Genomic DNA, 17267 nt, shown 5'->3' with positions numbered 1-17267 from the left:
GCGGCCAGGTCGCCGCCCTCGCACCGCCCCCGTCGCGAGCCTCATCCCCGGAGACCTCCCATGATCGACGATCAGCCCCCCGCCGTGCGCGGCGGCGGCGCGTTCAGCGCGCTCGCCCGCGACGGCCTCACCCATGTCGAGCTGACCTGGATCGAGAAGAAGCTGGAGCACTGGATACGCTTCGGCCGCGTCGCCCAGGACCGCATCCTGACCCGCCGAACCCGCGTGGTCGGCTTCCGACCGGGCGCCGTCTTCGCCTTCGTCCGCTGGGCGTCGAACGACTTCGGCACGATCGTCTCGCGCATCGACGTGGTGCGCGCGGTCGCGGCCAACGAAGCCTACACGACGTTGCCGTTCGTGCGGCCGGGCGGGGACATCCTGCTCAAGATCGAAGGCTGGCCCAAGGTCCAACAAGTGCTCGCGGCGATCGACGCGGTGGAGGCGGCCGGCGTCGATCCCTGCGACGCGGCGGCCGACCATTGGCGCCACGTCCACAACCGCATCGCCGTCGGCCAGCCGTCGCGCCTCTACACGATCGAGCGCCATCACGCCTGGCTCAAGCGCCGGGAGATCGAGGGATGACACGCCGCCGCTACGTCATGGCGACGGCCATCGCCGCATCCGCCTTCGCCGCGGCGTTCGTCGCTATCGCCGTCGCCAATCCGCTCCCGCGCGCCATCTGGAACGCCAGCGCCAGCGCGCCCATCGGCCTCTACCGCATCCATCCCGACCGCGATCCCGCCATCGGCGCGCTGGTCGCCGTCGCGCCGCCCGAACGGCTGGCGCATTGGCTTTCGACGCGCGGCTATCTGCCCGAGGGTGTGCCGCTCTTGAAGCATGTCGCGGCTAAAGCCGGGCAGCGGACATGCCGGATCGGCGATGCGGTGAGCGTCGATGGCCGGCGCGTCGCCATCGCCCGCGCGCGTGATGGCCAGGGCCGTCCGCTTCCGGTCTGGCAGGGGTGCCGCACGCTGCGATCGGGCGAGCTGCTGCTGCTCAATCCCGCCCATCCCGACAGTCTGGACGGCCGCTACTTCGGCCCGCTGCCGGCTTCCGCCGTCATCGGACGCGCGACGCCGCTCTATCTGCGCGCGCCGTCCCCATCGCCTTCCACCCCCGAAGCCAAGGAGATCGGCCATGCAAACCAATATCTTTGAATCCACCGCCGACGGCTATGCCGGCCGCGTCCGACTATTCGGTATCAACGAGGCGATCGTGCTTGTCGCGCTCGATCCGAGCGACGCCGAAAATGCGCCCGACTACCGCGTCCACCTCGACGACGAGGATGGCCCCGAGGTCGGCGGCGCGTGGAAACGGGTCGGCGAACGTGCCGGCGACTATATCGCGTTGGAGATCGACAGCCCGCTGTTCCCGGCGGCGTTCCGGCCGGTGCTGTTCCGTGCCGATGATGATGGACGGACGTTCAGGCTGTCGTGGAAACGCCCCCGGCCCCGCGACGATCGGAGCTGATCAGTGCCTTCCCCGATCATCCCTCTGTTCGCGGAAAGACCGCCTCATCCCTCCGTCCCGCTCGGTCGCAGGCCGGCCGGCGCGCGCAGCGAAGGTCAAGGGCGGCCCTCGGCCGGCGCTTCGCGCGCACCCTTTACCGGAGCGAGCACGCTGGCAGGCTGGCGGCGGAGCCGGGGCGTGTCGGCCGCCTTGCTCGCGGTCCTGCTGCTGCTCGCACCGAGCGCTGCGCCCGTCGCCGCGCGGGCGCAGGACGCGCCCGCCGAGAGAGCGGCCGCGCGCCATCCCTATGCCGCCCATGTCGCCGACGCAGCCGGGCGCTTCGGAATCCCCGAACGCTGGATATGGGCGGTCATGCGCGTCGAGAGCAACGGCGATGTCCGCGCCGTTTCGTCGGCCGGAGCGATGGGCCTGATGCAGATCATGCCCGCGACATGGGCCAGCCTGCGCGCACGCTATGGGCTTGGGGCTGACCCCTACGACGTGCGCGACAACATCATGGCGGGCGCGGCCTATCTGCGCGCGATGCACGACCGCTACGGCAACGCGACGGCGATGCTGGCAGCCTATAACGCGGGGCCGGGCCGCTACGACGAATATCTGTCGCGCGGTCGTCCGCTGCCCGTCGAGACCCGCGCCTATCTCGCAAAGCTGGCGTCGATCACCGGTGGTTCGGACGACACTCGGCTTGCCGCCGCGCCGCTGCCCGATCCCTTCGCTTGGCGCCGCGCTGCGCTGTTCGCGGTGCGGCCGGGCGCGGTTTCGCCTGCGCCGCGATCCGCCGATCGCACGGTATCCCAGGTGCCGCCGGAAGGGCCGGCCGACGACCGCGCCGGGCTTGTCATGGCCGATGCCGCGTCTCCCTCCAACGGCCTGTTCGTCCCGCTTTCCGGGCGGCCTCCGCCGTGAGCGGCTTTCGCGCGCTCTGGCGGGTTTCGGCGCAGGCTTTCGCAGCGCCGGAAGGGAGCAGGGCTGTCTTTCTGAAGGGGGAAGGTCGAGGGCAAGATAAAGGGCGGCAATGTGCGGAGCACCTGCGCCTCGGTTGTGGCCTTGATTCTCAAGGCTTTCGGGCATTGCTGCGCAATGTGTGCGGAAATCCCGCACTGTGCGGCGCTGGCTGGAAACCAGCAGCGCGCAGGGTTTGCCGCACATTGCGGCCTGTCCCGGCATGAGCCGCGACGACGATTTCCGCCTCCGGCCAGGCCGTATCCGCTCGCGCGGTAGCCAGCGGGCGCTGCCGATCATCGTCCAAGCGCTCGCCGCCGCGCAGCGGGCCGGCGGCCATGTCTCGCGCCGCGGCCAGATCGTCGCGCCGGGCCGCTCGACCTTCGGTCGGGGCCGCGTGGCGAGCGTCCGCGCGACCCATCGGCTCGGCCACCGATCGCGCCAGGTCATCGTCAAGGCGCGCGTGGTCCGGCATGGCGGCCGCGCCTCGCTCGCGGCTCATCTCAACTACCTGCAACGCGATGGCGTCACCCGCGACGGCGAGCGGGGCGTGCTGTTCGGCGCCGACGCAGACGGCCTCGACCGCAACGAGTTCGCCGCCCGCTGCGAGGACGACCGGCATCATTTCCGGTTCATCGTCTCGCCCGAGGATGCCGAGCAGATGCGCGACCTCAAGGGTTTCACCCGCGAGCTGATGACCCGCATGGAAAAGGATCTCGGCACCCGCCTGGACTGGCGGGCCGTCGAGCACTGGAACACCGACAATCCCCACATCCACATCATAGTGCGGGGCGTCGGCGAGGACGGGCAGAACCTCATCATCTCGCGCGACTATATCCGCGAAGGGATGCGGGCGCAGGCGCGCGAGATCGTCACCCAAGAACTCGGCCCGCGCACCGACCTTGAAATCCGGCAATCGCTGGAGCGGCAGATCGAAGCCGAGCGCTGGACCGAGATCGACCGCGACCTGTCGCGGACCATGCAGCGCAACGGCCTGATCGACATGGCGCCCGAGCCCAGCGTCCGGCCGGACGGCGACCATGTGCTGAGGATGGGACGGCTGCGCAAGCTGGAGCGGCTCGGCCTCGCCAGCGAGATCGCGCCCGGCCAGTGGACGTTGGCCGGCGATGCCCAGGCGGCGCTGCGCGAACTCGGCGAGCGCGACGACATCATCAAGCGAATGCACAAGGCGATGAGCGACCGCGGCATCGACCGGGGCGCCGGCAGCTATGTCCTCGACGCCGATCCCGCTCAGCCCGTTATCGGCCGGCTGGTCGATCGCGGCCTGCATGACGAGCTGACCGGCAAAGCCTATGCGATCGTGGACGGGATCGACGGCCGCACCCACCATGTCCAGCTTCCCGACATCGAGGCGACCGGCGATTGCCGGCCCGGCGCGATCGTCGAGCTGCGCCGCTTCGAGGACCGGAAAGGCCGGCAGCGGGTGGCGCTGGCCGTGCGCTCCGACATGGACCTTGAGGCGCAGGTCCGCGCGCCGGGTGCGACCTGGCTCGACCGGCGCAACCTGTCAGGCGACGGCCATGATCTCGGCGGCGGGTTCGGGACCGAAGTGCGCGCCGCGATGGAGGCCCGCGCCGAGCATCTCGCCGACGAGGGGCTCGCGCGGCGGCAGGGACAGCGGATCATCTTCGCGCGCAACCTGCTCGACACGCTCCGCCGCCGCGAGCTGGACGCGGCCGCCAAGGACTTGTCGGCCGAGATCGGCCAGCCGCACGCGCCGTCCAAGGCCGGGGAGTATGTCGCGGGCACGGTGCGCCAGCGGATCACGCTCGCCTCGGGGCGCTTCGCCATGATCGACAATGGCCTGAGCTTCCAGCTCGTGCCCTGGTCGCCCTCGCTCGACCGCCAGATCGGCAAGCACATCTCCGGCGTCATGCGTACGGGCGGCGGGGTAGATTGGTCGTTCGGGCGCGGCCGAGGGCTGGGCCTTTAGCGGAAGGGTTTGGGGCCGAGAGCGAGCTGAAGCAAAAGAAGGAGTCGCTCAGACGAGAAGAACGCGAAGGTCCGGAACCACCGGCGCAATCACTTGAGTGAAATCCCGGTCGGAGGTGACGACGACATAGTTTCGTTCAAGCGCTTGTGCCGCAATCCAGAGATCATTCTCATCGATCTGCAGAAGCTGGCCGCTCACACGATCGGTCCAGGCCTCGACCCAGCGTGGAATACGGCGCCTGATGTCGATCCGCGCCAGCGCGACGCTCGATTTAACGGTCGCGAAGGCATCTGCCGTGTGCCGTGTGACTTCGGCCAACGGGTGTGCCTCGGTGCTGACGAGGCACGCTTCAATGTGCGTGAGCGGCTGGCTTGCGGCGCGCGCGAGCGCTAACCCGAACCTGAGCTCGCCGACCGTTACTACCGATACGAGCTGCGCGGCTTGCGCCGGTAAGTCGGCGACTGCCTGGCGGACGGCGATATGATTGGGCCTCCGCGCGTCATAGAGCACGGACACAAGGTTCGTATCGAGCAGATAGGTGTCCATCCGCTACTGGACGTAGCGCCTGAGCCGCTCAACCTCGTGCTCCGGTGCCGGCGTGAAGACGTCGAGCGCCCAGGCGCCAGTGTTTTCGCGTAGCAGCGGGCCGACATATTCGTGCAGCGGGAGGTAGGCGGTAAAGTCCTCTGGGAACCAGCCCTTGAAGGTATGTGCGACACGCCGTTCAGCTTCATGTCCACGAAACGCTTCGAGCAATCGTCGCTCCAGACGAGGAGGCAGATCGAAGGCCTTCAAGAGCTGCGCGTCGATATCGATCAGCAACCCTTCCAACCGCTCGTCGATCTCGGGCGTGCGTAGCGCATGGGCTGCGGCGGCGCCAAGCGCGTCGCGGTAGCGCCACACTGCGGCGACCACGTCACCAAGCGCGCCCCGCTTTGGCAACGGCAGCTGCTTCATAACAACATTGGTGAGATGCTGGTTCGAGGCCCGCTCGAGGACGAAGGCGCTCGCCAGCGGGCTGTTGATCAGCGCTTCGATCGCTTCCACTGGCAGGTCTGATGTGGTCGGCCAGATGCCAAAGAACGCCTGCGACGGCACGAGCCCGCTCGCGTCTAGCGCGCCATCCAGCCGCCAGGGGCCACGCGACCGGCGCGCCACGTTGACCAGTATTTTGGGTTTGTCCCAGGCGCGCGTGAGTGGACCGAACCGATATGCGGATTCCTCGCGCATATCGACGAAGCCGGTCGTGGTGATACTAAATTGAAGAAGCGAGTCCGCGGGCTTGAAAATTCCTCTGGCAAAGCCCTCCCGAGGAACTGCGCTCCAGCCGGCAGACTGGCTGATCCACTGAAGGCCGCGATGAACTTCGGCTTGACCACCAAGCACGGGATAGTCCGCCAGATATTCCCAGACCTCGTCGAGCGCACCAATCCAAAGGTCCCCCGAACATACCAGCTTGGTGCGGCGGCGCTCGGTGGTGACCTTACCCGTCATGAGAAAATCCGGACGGCCTCGGTCGGTGACTTCGACGGAGCGCAACTGGCTCGGAAGATTCTTCGCATCAGCGTCGCGCTGGCCGGTGGCGATGATCACGGCCGCCTCCAGCCCGGCACGCTGAAAGATGCGGTCAGGAAGCGATGTCAGCTCGATCCGGTCATATGTGTCAGCGAGCAGCTGGCGCAGTTCGCCATATTGCTTCTGGCGGAGAAAGCCTTGCGGCAAAACGAAACCCAGCGCTTGGGGCTTGGCTTCGATGAGCGTCCGCAGCACCGCCATCGGCTTCGAGAACGACTTTGCCGCCATCTCGGGATAGCGCTGGCGCTCTTCGCTGTCGAAGTCCTCCCAGGGTGGGTTGCACAGGACGATGCGCTTGCCAGCGGCATCTGCTCGAAGCGCGTCTTTCTCGAACAAGTCCTTGGATGCGATTTTCCAGCCATTTGCGTTGGGGTAATCAGCAAGGATCAGCGATAGCGTCGCGACTTCACAGGCGAAGCTGTCGAGTTCCGCACCGCTGATCCGCTTGACGAGAAAAGCGTGCCGCTCCTCGCCGGTGAGCGTATCGGGAAGCTGATCGCGCAGGTGCCGCAGTGCCGCGACGAGGAACATACCCGCGCCAGCGAACGGCTCGTAGATCGTTATGTCCTCAAGATCGAAGCGGCCGAGATCGAGTTGGCCAACGACATATTCAGCCACTTGTCTGGGGGTAGAGTGCGTGCCGAAGCGTTTGCGCGTGTCAGCCGTCACCAGCGTGTTTTCGTAAGCGAATGCCAAACTGTCCGACGAAATGTTCCGGAAGGTGATGGCGCCGCGAAGCGTCGTCCATGCAGTCTCCACGGCCGACGACGGAAGGGCATCGACCGCGGGCCGCAGCATATGATCGAGATGATAATAGGTCTCGATGCCGGCGAGCACATCGCGCACCGGCGCATGGGTCCATGATGTCGCGTCAGGATGCTGGCGATCGATCAGGATTTTGGCGGCAAGGAGCCTGAAGGTGGTGCGGAAAACCGCTTCTTCGCGTTGCGGATCGTCGATCCCGGACAGCAGTTGGGCAATGACTTCGCCGAGCAGCCGATCGAGCTTCACTTCGATCTCATGTTCGATCGCCGGCATCAGTCCCAGATCGACGAAGTCGAGCTGATAGGCCGTCTGGGTCTGGGCCAGCGACTTGGCGCGGTGAACCGCGTGTGGGTTCCAATTGTCGGCATTGCGCTCGAACAGCGCGTCCAGCTGGTCGAGCGGAACCCGTTCGCTCAGACGTGGCTTGCCTTCCGCGCCGACCCGCCAGACCCCGACATCTTCAGGGCTGATCGAGAACAAGATCGGCGCACCGAGCGCCCGGCGGCGTAGCACGGCGTCCGCATCGTGCGTGCCGGTAATCACGCCAAAGGCGGCCGAGCGATAGGATTCGGGAACTTGTGTGAACGCGGCAAGTGCGACGCACTGTTCCTCGCCCGCCTCCGACAGCACATCGGCGAAGCTATAGTCGTGGATGAGCGATTCCGGTCGATAGCCGATCGCACGCAGTCCCGCTTCGATTCTGGCGAGCGCGGTCACGCCGCGTCACCTTCGGCAGTGCGCAGCATGATGCCGCCCTCTGCGTCAGCCGGCGCTTCGCTTCGGCGCAATCCCACCGCCGGAAAGAGAGGGAGTTGCGCGATCGGCTCGGAGACGCCGAAGCCCTGCGACAGCGCCTCAAGATGGGCGTTGAGCCGAAGCAGGATTGCATCCTGGTCGGCCGGCAACGGATCGCTACCACCGAGCAGCGCACAGCTATCGAGTCCAAAGATAACGAGCCGGTGGTTCCACAGGCCCGGAAAGGACCGGCCGTTCAATAGCTCGCGTGCGCGAAGCAGCAGGTCGCGATGGACTTGGAGTTCGACATGGAACCGGCTGCGCATAACGACGGCGAGCCGGAGCAACAGCACTGTCTGCCAGCCGAATTGAGCCTGCTGACCCTGGCGTGATGCCGGGACGTCCGGATGAATGAGCCTGCGCCGCACGGTCCATTCGCGCAGCTGATCAGCCGAAAGCCCGGTCAGCTTCAGGACATCCCGCGATCCGATTAGACGCACCATTTTTCTCCGGTTCGGGTATGATGCCCGAACTTGGATCGGGTATCATACCCATTCTGGTTGGTAAAGCACCTTGTTCTCGATCTGTCCGCTCTGATAGCGCGCGACATACGGGACCGTTCAATCGATCACCGTCGAAAACATAGCAGACTAAACTACGCTACTCCCTGTATTTCTACGCTAGACTTCCCTCAACAATAACAGTGACTTGATTTGATGTCCGGTACGCATCGACCTCGGTGCCATGTCGGCAACCAAAATCCTTTGGGGTCAGGTCTTCACGGTCTTCCTGATCGTGCTCGCAGCCATTTGGGCCGCGACGCAATGGACGGCCGCAGCGCTCGCCTATCAGCCCCAGCTTGGGGCGCCCTGGTTCATGCTCGGCGACTGGCCGATCTATCCGCCGCCGGCCTTCTTCTGGTGGTGGTTTTCGTTTGACGCCTACGCGCCGGAGATATTCCAGACCGGCGCGTTCATCGCTGTGTCGGGCGGGTTCGCCGCGATCGTCGTCGCCATCGGCATGTCGGTCTGGCGTGCGCGCGAGCTGAAGAACGCCGAGACCTATGGCTCGGCGCGCTGGGCGACGCGCGGGGAGATCGCCGCCGCTGGGCTGCTGGGCGACAGCGGCGTCATGCTCGGTCGGCTCGGGCGCGACTACCTGCGCCACGACGGCCCCGAGCATGTGCTGTGCTTCGCGCCGACCCGGAGCGGCAAGGGCGTCGGCCTGGTCGTGCCGACGCTGCTCACCTGGCCGGGCTCGGCGATCGTGCATGACATCAAGGGCGAGAATTGGCAGCTCACCGCCGGCTTTCGCGCCCGGCACGCGCGGGTGCTGCTGTTCGATCCGACCAACGGCGCGTCGGCCGCCTACAACCCCCTGCTCGAAATCCGCAAGGGCGCCTGGGAAGTGCGCGACGTGCAGAACGTCGCCGACGTGCTGGTGGACCCGGAAGGTTCGCTGGAGAAGCGCAACCACTGGGAGAAGACCTCCCATGCCCTACTGGTCGGCACGATCCTCCATGTCCTCTACGCCGAGGCCGACAAGACGCTGGCGGGCGTCGCCGCCTTCCTGTCCGATCCCCGCCGCCCGATCGAGAGCACGCTATGGGCGATGATGACGACGCCGCATTTGGGGGAGGCCGGCGTCCATCCCGTCGTCGCCTCGGCCGCGCGCGAGCTGCTCAACAAATCGGCCAACGAGCGATCGGGCGTGCTCTCGACCGCCATGTCGTTCCTCGGCCTCTATCGCGATCCCGTCGTCGCGCAGGTCACGCGCACCTGCGAATGGCGCATCAAGGATCTGGTCGAGGGCGAGCTGCCGGTCACGCTCTACCTCGTCGTGCCGCCCAGCGACATCTCACGCACCAAGCCGCTCATTCGCCTCATCCTCAACCAGATCGGGCGCCGGCTCACTGAGGACCTGAAGGCGCGGCAATCGCGCCACCGGCTGCTGTTGATGCTCGACGAGTTTCCGGCGCTCGGCCGACTCGACTTCTTCGAGAGCGCGCTGGCGTTCATGGCCGGCTACGGCATCCAGAGCTTCCTCATCGCCCAGAGCCTCAACCAGATCGAGAAGGCTTACGGGCCGAACAACGCGATCCTCGACAATTGCCATGTGCGCGTGAGCTTCGCCACCAACGACGAGCGCACCGCCAAGCGCATCTCGGACGCGCTCGGCACCGCGACCGAGATGCGGGCGATGAAGAACTACGCCGGCCACCGGCTTTCGCCCTGGCTCGGGCATTTGATGGTGTCGCGCTCTGAGACCGCCCGCCAACTCCTCACCCCCGGCGAGATCATGCAGCTACCGCCCGACGACGAGATCGTCATGGTCGCGGGCATCCCGCCGATCCGGGCAAAGAAGGCCCGCTACTTCAAGGACCGGCGGTTCACGCAGCGGGTGATGTCGCCGCCTGACATGAATGTCGGAGGCGGCCCGCCGCGCCCCGACGACTGGAGCGGCCTGGCGCCGATCGAGGCGCCGCCGATGCCCGAGCCGATCGAGCATGAATCGCCCAAGAAGCCGATGAAGAAAAAGGCCGCCAAGAAGGCGGGTGCTGAGGACGATGCCGCGAACGGGGACCTGCGCCGCGAGCCGGCGCTGGAGCCCCACATCGACATCGCGCCGACGCCCCGGCCCGCGCCCGCCAACGAGTTCGAGCTGGACGAGCCGGACCCCGATAGCGATGCGGCGCGGCAGGCGACGGTGCGCCGCCAGATGCAGCGCGTGGCCCGGCAGGCGTCGCTCGATCCCGAGGACGGCATCGAGCTATGAGCACCAAGACGCCGCTGTCGGTCTATCTTGACCCCGAGCTGATGCGCGCGCTCGCCGCCTATGCCGACCGCAGGGACAAGTCCCGGTCGCTGATCGCCGAGGCGGCCATCGCATCCTTCCTGTCGCCCGACGCCGACGAGCAGCGCGAGGCCGCCATCGCCAAGCGTCTCGACAAGCTGGACCGCCGCATCACCCGGCTGGAGCGCGACACGGGGATCGGTGTCGAGATGATCGCGCTGTTCGTGCGCTTCTGGCTGTCGAACACTCCGCCGCCGCCCGAGAGCGAGCGGGCCGCGATGCGTCGCCAGGGCGGCGACCGCTACGACGCCTTCATGGATGCGCTCGGCCGCCGACTCGCGAAGGGTTCGAAGGTCAGGCAAGAAATTGGCGAGGACTTTCCGCTCCAAGAAGAATGAGCTGACTACGCCAGTTCTTGTATCTCTACGCCAGACTACGACGACCACATTTACTTATTGAAGCACGGTCTTTTCTGCCTCTCTTGATGTGCCCCTGACGCCGGGCGGCGGCTCGCCCGGCCCTCATCAGGGGCTTTTTTTTGACCGTCCATCCGATCCGTTCCGAGGCGAAGACACGCGGCGCGCGGATGCTGCGCACGGCGCTCGGCCCGTCGATCGCGGCCTGGCTCGACGATGCCGCCGTCATCGAGGTGATGCTGAACCCGGACGGCCGGCTGTGGGTCGATCGGCTCGGCGAAGGCATCAGCGACACCGGCATGAAGCTGGCCGCCGCGGACGGCGAGCGCATCGTTCGCTTGGTCGCGCACCATGTCGGCGTCGAGGTTCATGCCCGGTCCCCGCGCGTCTCGGCCGAGCTGCCCGAAGGAGGGGAGCGGTTCGAGGGGTTGCTGCCCCCCGTCGTCGTCGCGCCCGCCTTCGCGATCCGCAAGCCCGCCGTCGCCGTCTTCACGCTCGATGAATACGCGGCGGCCGGGATCATGTCGCCGGCCGAGGCCGCGGCGCTGCGTGATGGCGTCGCCGCCCGCGCCAACATCCTCGTGGCAGGCGGGACCGGCAGCGGCAAGACCACGCTGGTCAATGCGCTCCTGGCCGAAGTCGCCAAGACCACCGACCGCATCGTCCTGATCGAAGACACGCGCGAGCTTCAGTGCGCCGCGCCGAACCTCGTCGCCATGCGGACCAAGGATGGCGTCGTCACGCTGTCCGATCTCGTGCGGTCCAGCCTGCGGCTGCGCCCCGACCGCATCCCCATCGGCGAGGTGCGCGGCGCCGAGGCGCTCGACCTCCTCAAAGCCTGGGGCACCGGCCACCCCGGCGGCATCGGCACCATCCACGCCGGGACCGCGCTCGGGGCGCTGCGCCGCATGGAGCAGCTCATTCAGGAGGCCGTCGTCACGGTTCCCCGCGCGCTGCTCGCCGAGACCATCGACCTGATCGCCGTGCTGGTTCGCGACGGGCACGGTCGCCGCCTCGCCGAGCTGGCTCGCGTCGAGGGGATCGACGCCGAGACCGGCGATTACCGCCTGACCCCCCTCGCACCCCCCAACCTCGGAGACGCACCATGATCCATGCCCTTCGGCATGGCGCACGCCGCGCCATGCTCGCCGCCACCGCCAGCGTCATCGCGCTCACCATCTCGGCGCCCGCCCACGCGGGCGGGTCGTCGATGCCGTGGGAAGCCCCGCTGCAATCCATCCTCGAAAGCATCGAGGGGCCGGTCGCGAAGATCATCGCGGTCATCATCATCATCGTGACCGGCCTCACCTTGGCCTTCGGCGACACCTCGGGCGGCTTTCGCCGGCTGATCCAGATCGTCTTCGGCCTGTCGATCGCCTTCGCCGCGTCGAGCTTCTTTTTGTCGTTCTTCTCGTTCGGCGGCGGGGCGCTGATCGCATGACGGGCGCGGCCGATCCCGTCGAGCCGATCGCCGGCTTCTATGCGCCGGTCCATCGGGCGCTGACCGAGCCGATCCTGCTCGGCGGCGCCCCGCGCTCGCTCGCCATCGTCAACGGCACGCTCGCCGGCGCGATCGGCCTCGGCCTTCGCCTCTGGATCGCCGGGCTGGCGATTTGGGCAATCGGTCATGCGTTGTCGGTTTGGGCCGCGCGCCGTGATCCGCAGTTCGTGGACGTGGCCCGGCGGCACCTCCGCTATCCGGCGTGGATGCGGCCATGATGGGCCTGCGCGAATACAGGAATCGCGCCGCCCACCTGGCCGACTTCCTGCCCTGGGCCGCGCTGGTCGGCGAGGGCGTCGTTCTCAACAAGGACGGCAGCTTTCAGCGCACGGCGCGTTTCCGTGGCCCCGATCTCGACAGCGCCACACCCGCCGAGCTGGTCGCCACCACCGCGCGGCTCAACAACGCGCTCCGGCGTCTCGGCTCGGGCTGGGCGATCTTTGTCGAGGCGCAGCGCAGTCCCGCGCTCGACTACCCCGATTCCGATTTTCCCGATTCGGTCTCGGCGCTCGTGGACATGGAGCGCCGCGAACAGTTCCGCGAGGAAGGCGCGCATTTCGAGAGCGCCTATTATCTCACCCTGCTGTGGATGCCGCCGGCCGAGGAAGCGGCGCGCGCGGAAGGGTGGCTCTACGAGGGCCGGTCCACCAGCGGCGTCGATCCGTGGGAACTGCTCAAGGGCTTCGCCGACCGCAGCGACCGCGTTCTCAATCTGGTCGAGGGCTTCGTGCCCGAGGTCCGCTGGCTCGATGACGGCGAGACGCTGACCTACCTGCACAGCACCATCTCAACCCGCCGCCAGCGCGTGCGCGTGCCGGAAACTCCGATGCACCTCGACGCGCTACTCGCCGACGAGCCGCTGACCGGCGGGCTCGAACCGAAGCTCGGCGAGCACCATCTGCGCACGCTCACCATCGTCGGCTTCCCGAGCGTGACCTTCCCCGGCCTGCTCGACGAGCTGAACCGGCTCGCCTTCGAGTATCGCTGGTCCACCCGCGCGCTGATGCTCGACAAGACCGACGCGACCAAGCTGCTGACCAGGATCAGGCGGCAATGGTTCGCCAAGCGCAAATCGGTCGCGGCCATCCTCAAGGAAGTCATGACCAACGAGGCGTCCACGCTGCTCGACAGCGACGCCTCGAACAAGGCCGCCGACGCCGACACCGCCTTGCAAGAGCTGGGCTCCGACTATGCCGGCATGGCCTATGTCACCGCGACGGTGACGGTGTGGGACGGCGATCCCGCCATTGCGGCCGAGAAGCTGCGGCTGGTCGAGAAGGTCATCCAGGGCCGCGACTTCACCGTGATCCCCGAGGGGATGAACGCGATCGAGGCATGGCTGGGGAGCCTGCCCGGCCACACCTACGCCAACGTCCGGCAACCGCCGATCTCCACCATCAATCTCGCCCATCTGATCCCCCTGTCAGCAGTATGGGCGGGGCCGGAACGGGACGAGCACTTCGGACAACCCCCCTTGCTCTATGGCAGGACCGAAGGCTCGACCCCGTTCCGGTTTTCCCTTCACCCCGATGGCAGCGATGTCGGCCACACGCTGATCGTCGGCCCGACCGGCGCGGGCAAGTCGGTGCTGCTCGCGCTAATGGCGATGCAGTTCCGCCGCTACGAGAACGCCCAGGTCTTCGCGTTCGACTTCGGTGGCTCGATCCGCGCCGCCACGCTGGCGGCGGGCGGAGACTGGCAGGATCTCGGGCTGTCCGACGACGGCGACGGCAGCGTCCAGCTACAGCCGCTCGCCCGTATCGACGATCCGGCCGAGCGCGCATGGGCGGCCGAATGGCTGGCGGCGATCCTCGCCAGCGAAGGCGTCCCCGTCGATCCGCAGGCCAAGGAGCATCTGTGGTCGGCGCTCGGCTCCCTTGCCAGTGCGCCCGTGCCGGAACGCACGCTGACCGGGCTCGCGGTTCTGCTCCAGAGCCAGCAGCTCAAGCAGGCGCTCGCCCCCTATTGCCTTGGTGGACCGTGGGGCCGGCTGCTCGATGCCGAGGTCGAACGGCTCGGCGAAGCGTCGGTGCAGGCGTTCGAGACGGAGGGCCTGGTTGGCGGCGGATCAGCCGCCTCCGTCCTGTCCTACCTGTTCCACCGGATCGAAGGCCGGCTGGACGGCTCGCCGACGCTCATCATCATCGACGAGGGCTGGCTGGTTCTCGACACCCCCGACTTCGCAGCCCAGCTCCGCGAATGGCTTAAGACCTTGCGGAAGAAGAACGCCAGCGTCGTTTTCGCCACGCAGAGCCTGGCCGACATCGAAACCTCTAACATCGCGCCGGCCATCATCGAGAGCTGCCCGACGCGCATCTTCCTGCCGAACGAGCGCGCCGCCGAGCCGCAGATCGCCGCCATCTACGAACGGTTCGGCCTCAACGCTCGCCAGATCGAAATCCTCAGCCGGGCCACGCCCAAGCGCGACTATTACTGCCAGTCGCGGCGCGGCAACCGGCTGTTCGAGCTGGGGCTAGGCGAGGTCGCGTTGGCCTTCGCCGCCGCGTCTTCCAAGACCGATCAGCTCCGCATCGCCGAACTGGTCGAGACCCACGGCCGCGAGCGCTTCGCCGCCGAATGGCTGCGCCATCGCGGCCTGGCCTGGGCGGTCGATCTTCTTCCCGAACCCCAACTCGATCCGCTGGCCGGTCGCCGGGAAGATGCCGGCCAGCTCCCCCTTGCCTTGAAGGACACGACCCCATGAAACCCAATATCCTGCGCCGCGCCATGCTGGCCGGCGCCATCGCCACATCGAGCATGATCGGCATCACCGCCGCCACGCCGGCGCACGCTCAGTTCGGCGGGATCGTCTATGACCCGACCAATTATGCGCAGAACGTGCTGACGGCCGCGCGGTCGCTCCAGCAGGTCAACAACCAGATTCAGCAAATCCAGCAGCAGGCGACCAGTCTCGTCAACGAGGCGCGCAACCTGGCTTCGCTGCCGTTCAGCTCGCTCCAGCAGTTGCAGCAGCAGGTGCAGCGCACCCAGCAGCTTCTCGGCGAGGCGCAGCGCATCGCTTATGACGTGCAGAACGTCCAGCAGGTGTTCAACGGCCGCTACAAGGGCGCGGCGCTCACCGGCACCCACGCGCAGATGGTCGCCAACGCCAATGCCCGCTGGGAGGATAGCGTCGGCGCCTTTCAGGATGCCTTGCAGGTGCAGGCCGGCGTCGTCGGCAACATCGAAGGCGCCCGCACGACGATGTACAGCCTGGTCTCGGCCAGCCAGTCGGCGACCGGCGCGCTCCAGGCGACGCAGGCGGGCAACGAGCTCCTCGCGCTGCAATCGCAGCAGCTCGCCGACCTCACCGCCGCGGTCGCGGCGCAGGGCCGGGCGCAGGCGCTGCAATCCGCCCGCCAGGCGGCCGAGGAGGCCGAAGGGCGCGAGCGGTTCCGCCGCTTCATGGGCAACTGAGACGCCCGATGTCGCGCACGGCGAAGATCGCAGGGGTGGCGGCGCTGGCCGGGCTGATGATGACGGTGGCGATCGTCGCCGCCGTCCAGCCCGATGAGCCTGCGCCCGCGCCCCCGCTCTTCCTGCCGGCGGACGAAGGCCAGGCCAGGCTCGCCCGCGAGCTGGATCGCTGCGCCTCGCTCACCAAGCCGGATAGTGGCTGCGAGGCGGCCTGGGCCGTCAACCGCCGCCGCTTCTTCCGCCAGGACGAGCCCCCGCCCGAGATCGAGCGCGGCAGCGACACGGCGCCGGATGAAGGCACCCGGCCATGAACGACACCGGCGTTATCGACAATTTCCTCAACATCTTCACCGGCTACATCGACTCAGGCTTCGGCCTGCTCGGCGGCGAGGTCGCGTTCCTCTCGACCACGCTGATCGCCATCGACGTAACGCTCGCCGGCCTGTTCTGGGCCTGGGGCGCGGACGAGGACGTGCTTCAGCGCCTCGTCAAGAAGACGCTCTACATCGGCACCTTCGCTTTCATCATCGGCAATTTCTCGCTGCTCGCGACCATCGTGTTCGAGAGCTTCGCCGGGCTCGGCCTCCAGGCCAGCGGCGGGGCGATGACGATCGACGAGTTCATGAAGCCCGGCACGATCGCGGCGAAGGGGCTCGAAGCCGCCAAGCCGCTGCTCGATGCGGCGGGCCAGTTCTCCAGCCTTTGGGCCGTGTTCTCCAACCTCGCGCTGATCCTCGTGCTGCTGCTCGCCTGGGTGATCGTGGTGCTCGCCTTCTTCATCATCGCCGTGCAGGTCTTCATCACGCTGATCGAGTTCAAGCTGGTGACGCTGGCCGGCTTCGTCCTGCTGCCCTTCGCCTTCTTCAACAAGACCGCCTTCATGGCCGAGAAGGTGCTGGGCCATGTCGTCTCGACCGGCATCAAGGTGCTGGTGCTCGCCGTCATCACCGGCATCGGCACCACCTTGTTCAGCCAGTTCACCGGCGCTGCCCTCGGCCCCGCGCCCGACATCAATCAGGTCATGGCCATCGCGCTTGCCGCGCTGTCGCTGCTGGGCCTGTCGATCTTCGGCCCCAGCATTGCGAACGGCATCGTCTCGGGCGGCCCGCAGCTCGGCGCGGGTACGGCGGCCGGGACCGCGCTGGCGGCAGGCGGCGCGCTGATCGGAGGCGCCGCCGCCGCACGCCTTGGCGTGGGCGCGGCCGGGTCCGCAGTCGGTGCGGCCGGCCGGATGACCGGCGCCGCCGCGCGTGGTGGCGCTCAGATGGCAGGCGGTGCCACCAGCGCCTACAGCCTCGGCTCGTTCGGCAAGAGCGGTGCAGGCGCTGTTGCGGGCGGCATGGCCGCTGTCGGCCAAGCGGCGGCGGGAAGCGCGGCGAACGCCGTCCTTTCGCCCTTGCGCAAGGCGGCCGCCAAGGGCGGCGAGGCGATCAAGTCCAATTTCCGCTCCGGCGCCCGTGCCGGATTCACCGCAACCGGCGGCACGATCACCGGCGGGCCGGCATCCGCCGCCCCGGCGGCTGCAACCGCTGGCGGTTCCGCGTCGGCCGGCGCATCCGCCCAGCCTGAATGGGCCGCCGCGATGAAACGCCGCCAGGCCGTCAGCCACGGCGCGACCGTCCTCGCCCACACCATGAAGGCTGGCGACAGCCACGGCGGCGGCGCCGGTCCCGACATCAAAGAGAAGGACTGACCTCCC

The 17267-nt window shown here is 67.7% G+C and carries 17 protein-coding genes; 14 read left to right on the top strand and 3 right to left on the bottom strand.

Translation table 11 applies throughout. The annotated features are described in order from the left end of the window. The first annotated feature begins 60 nt into the window (after positions 1-60). The 5 genes from KNJ79_RS20355 (at position 61) to KNJ79_RS20335 (ending at position 4366) form a co-directional block, all read left to right on the top strand. Positions 61-582, top strand: a complete 522-nt coding sequence (locus tag KNJ79_RS20355; protein WP_017502713.1) for a DUF2840 domain-containing protein — start codon at positions 61-63, stop codon at positions 580-582. Continuing rightward, positions 579-1157, top strand: a complete 579-nt coding sequence (locus tag KNJ79_RS20350; RefSeq protein ID WP_017502712.1) for a S26 family signal peptidase — start codon at positions 579-581, stop codon at positions 1155-1157. Before KNJ79_RS20355 ends, KNJ79_RS20350 begins: the two co-directional genes overlap by 4 nt. Next, positions 1138-1470: a DUF736 domain-containing protein gene (locus tag KNJ79_RS20345; protein ID WP_017502711.1), complete on the top strand. Its 333-nt coding sequence runs from the start codon at positions 1138-1140 to the stop codon at positions 1468-1470. Before KNJ79_RS20350 ends, KNJ79_RS20345 begins: the two co-directional genes overlap by 20 nt. Before the next feature lie 3 nt (positions 1471-1473). Then, positions 1474-2376, top strand: a complete 903-nt coding sequence (locus KNJ79_RS20340; protein WP_026109513.1) for a lytic transglycosylase domain-containing protein — start codon at positions 1474-1476, stop codon at positions 2374-2376. A 259-nt stretch (positions 2377-2635) separates the two neighbouring features. Continuing rightward, on the top strand, positions 2636-4366 hold the full coding sequence (locus tag KNJ79_RS20335; protein ID WP_026109512.1) for a relaxase/mobilization nuclease domain-containing protein: 1731 nt from the start codon (positions 2636-2638) through the stop codon (positions 4364-4366). Positions 4367-4414: 48 nt separating this feature from the next. Here KNJ79_RS20335 and KNJ79_RS20330 read toward each other — a convergent pair whose 3' ends face one another. From KNJ79_RS20330 to KNJ79_RS20320, 3 genes are read right to left on the bottom strand one after another with little or no spacing between them, the layout of a single operon-like run. Beyond that, positions 4415-4912, bottom strand: coding sequence for a PIN domain-containing protein (locus KNJ79_RS20330; protein ID WP_017502708.1), 498 nt, complete (start codon positions 4910-4912; stop codon positions 4415-4417). A gap of 3 nt (positions 4913-4915) precedes the next feature. After that, complete coding sequence (locus KNJ79_RS20325) at positions 4916-7423, bottom strand: HsdM family class I SAM-dependent methyltransferase (protein ID WP_317152352.1); 2508 nt, start codon at positions 7421-7423, stop codon at positions 4916-4918. Continuing rightward, positions 7420-7869, bottom strand: a complete 450-nt coding sequence (locus tag KNJ79_RS20320; protein WP_225982241.1) for a hypothetical protein — start codon at positions 7867-7869, stop codon at positions 7420-7422. Before KNJ79_RS20320 ends, KNJ79_RS20325 begins: the two co-directional genes overlap by 4 nt. A 316-nt stretch (positions 7870-8185) precedes the next feature. On the opposite strand from KNJ79_RS20320, the gene KNJ79_RS20315 reads away from it, so the two are divergent. The 9 genes from KNJ79_RS20315 (at position 8186) to trbL (ending at position 17261) form a co-directional block, all read left to right on the top strand. Continuing rightward, a complete protein-coding gene (locus KNJ79_RS20315; RefSeq protein WP_017502705.1) occupies positions 8186-10216 on the top strand; it encodes a conjugal transfer protein TraG in 2031 nt (676 codons plus the stop codon). Beyond that, positions 10213-10632 carry a CopG family ribbon-helix-helix protein gene (locus KNJ79_RS20310; RefSeq protein WP_017502704.1) on the top strand — a complete coding sequence of 140 codons (420 nt, stop codon included), beginning with the start codon at positions 10213-10215 and terminating at the stop codon, positions 10630-10632. The genes KNJ79_RS20315 and KNJ79_RS20310 overlap by 4 nt, the downstream gene beginning before the upstream one ends. Before the next feature lie 140 nt (positions 10633-10772). Next, positions 10773-11759, top strand: a complete 987-nt coding sequence (gene trbB, locus KNJ79_RS20305; protein WP_048938180.1) for a P-type conjugative transfer ATPase TrbB — start codon at positions 10773-10775, stop codon at positions 11757-11759. Continuing rightward, the gene (locus KNJ79_RS20300) at positions 11756-12091 is read left to right on the top strand and encodes a TrbC/VirB2 family protein (protein WP_007406001.1); all 336 of its coding nucleotides are present in this window, start codon (positions 11756-11758) and stop codon (positions 12089-12091) included. Before trbB ends, KNJ79_RS20300 begins: the two co-directional genes overlap by 4 nt. Further along, positions 12088-12369: a VirB3 family type IV secretion system protein gene (locus tag KNJ79_RS20295; RefSeq protein ID WP_017503596.1), complete on the top strand. Its 282-nt coding sequence runs from the start codon at positions 12088-12090 to the stop codon at positions 12367-12369. The genes KNJ79_RS20300 and KNJ79_RS20295 overlap by 4 nt, the downstream gene beginning before the upstream one ends. Then, positions 12366-14855: a conjugal transfer protein TrbE gene (gene trbE, locus KNJ79_RS20290; RefSeq protein ID WP_282499692.1), complete on the top strand. Its 2490-nt coding sequence runs from the start codon at positions 12366-12368 to the stop codon at positions 14853-14855. The genes KNJ79_RS20295 and trbE overlap by 4 nt, the downstream gene beginning before the upstream one ends. Further along, the gene (gene trbJ / locus KNJ79_RS20285) at positions 14852-15568 is read left to right on the top strand and encodes a P-type conjugative transfer protein TrbJ (RefSeq protein WP_017503598.1); all 717 of its coding nucleotides are present in this window, start codon (positions 14852-14854) and stop codon (positions 15566-15568) included. Before trbE ends, trbJ begins: the two co-directional genes overlap by 4 nt. A gap of 8 nt (positions 15569-15576) precedes the next feature. Then, entirely contained in the window at positions 15577-15879 is a 303-nt protein-coding gene (trbK-alt, locus tag KNJ79_RS20280; RefSeq protein WP_017503599.1) for a putative entry exclusion protein TrbK-alt, read from the top strand. Beyond that, positions 15876-17261, top strand: coding sequence for a P-type conjugative transfer protein TrbL (gene trbL / locus KNJ79_RS20275; protein ID WP_048938181.1), 1386 nt, complete (start codon positions 15876-15878; stop codon positions 17259-17261). The genes trbK-alt and trbL overlap by 4 nt, the downstream gene beginning before the upstream one ends. The last annotated feature ends 6 nt before the right edge of the window (positions 17262-17267 follow it).

This window comes from Sphingopyxis indica (assembly GCF_032879645.1).
Classification (GTDB): Bacteria; Pseudomonadota; Alphaproteobacteria; order Sphingomonadales; family Sphingomonadaceae; genus Sphingopyxis; species Sphingopyxis indica.
This window is presented reverse-complemented; position numbering and strand designations above follow the sequence as displayed.

Coding starts and splice junctions, on each gene's coding strand:
- KNJ79_RS20355 (WP_017502713.1), top strand. CDS start 61: ATGATCGACGATCAGCCCCCCGCCGTGCGCGGCGGCGGCGCGTTCAGC.
- KNJ79_RS20350 (WP_017502712.1), top strand. CDS start 579: ATGACACGCCGCCGCTACGTCATGGCGACGGCCATCGCCGCATCCGCC.
- KNJ79_RS20345 (WP_017502711.1), top strand. CDS start 1,138: ATGCAAACCAATATCTTTGAATCCACCGCCGACGGCTATGCCGGCCGC.
- KNJ79_RS20335 (WP_026109512.1), top strand. CDS start 2,636: ATGAGCCGCGACGACGATTTCCGCCTCCGGCCAGGCCGTATCCGCTCG.
- KNJ79_RS20330 (WP_017502708.1), bottom strand. CDS start 4,912: ATGGACACCTATCTGCTCGATACGAACCTTGTGTCCGTGCTCTATGAC.
- KNJ79_RS20315 (WP_017502705.1), top strand. CDS start 8,186: ATGTCGGCAACCAAAATCCTTTGGGGTCAGGTCTTCACGGTCTTCCTG.
- KNJ79_RS20310 (WP_017502704.1), top strand. CDS start 10,213: ATGAGCACCAAGACGCCGCTGTCGGTCTATCTTGACCCCGAGCTGATG.
- KNJ79_RS20300 (WP_007406001.1), top strand. CDS start 11,756: ATGATCCATGCCCTTCGGCATGGCGCACGCCGCGCCATGCTCGCCGCC.
- KNJ79_RS20295 (WP_017503596.1), top strand. CDS start 12,088: ATGACGGGCGCGGCCGATCCCGTCGAGCCGATCGCCGGCTTCTATGCG.
- trbE (WP_282499692.1), top strand. CDS start 12,366: ATGATGGGCCTGCGCGAATACAGGAATCGCGCCGCCCACCTGGCCGAC.
- trbJ (WP_017503598.1), top strand. CDS start 14,852: ATGAAACCCAATATCCTGCGCCGCGCCATGCTGGCCGGCGCCATCGCC.
- trbK-alt (WP_017503599.1), top strand. CDS start 15,577: ATGTCGCGCACGGCGAAGATCGCAGGGGTGGCGGCGCTGGCCGGGCTG.
- trbL (WP_048938181.1), top strand. CDS start 15,876: ATGAACGACACCGGCGTTATCGACAATTTCCTCAACATCTTCACCGGC.